This is a genomic window from Pseudomonas sp. SIMBA_068, assembly GCF_046534705.1.
Classification (GTDB): Bacteria; Pseudomonadota; Gammaproteobacteria; order Pseudomonadales; family Pseudomonadaceae; genus Aquipseudomonas; species Aquipseudomonas putida.
Genome location: NZ_JAWRYI010000389.1, coordinates 1 through 278, shown reverse-complemented (window position 1 = coordinate 278; position 278 = coordinate 1). Strand labels below are relative to the sequence as shown.

Genomic DNA, 278 nt, shown 5'->3' with positions numbered 1-278 from the left:
GCACCCGATTATTTTTGGTAGAAATATGATGAAGTTACTTCACTTATTTATGGATGAAATCACTATGGATCCTTTGCACGCCGTTTACCTGACCGTAGGACTGTTCGTGATTACTTTTTTTAATCCGGGAGCCAATCTCTTTGTGGTAGTACAAACCAGCCTGGCTTCCGGTCGACGCGCAGGGGTGCTGACCGGGCTGGGCGTGGCGCTGGGCGATGCATTTTATTCCGGGTTGGGTTTGTTTGGTCTTGCAACGCTAATTACGCAGTGTGAGGAGA

General features: G+C 48.6%; 1 protein-coding gene. It reads left to right on the top strand.

The features are described 5' to 3' along the window. The coding region (locus tag SB756_RS29660; RefSeq protein WP_410913136.1) for a LysE family transporter at positions 1–278 on the top strand (278 nt) is incomplete at both ends.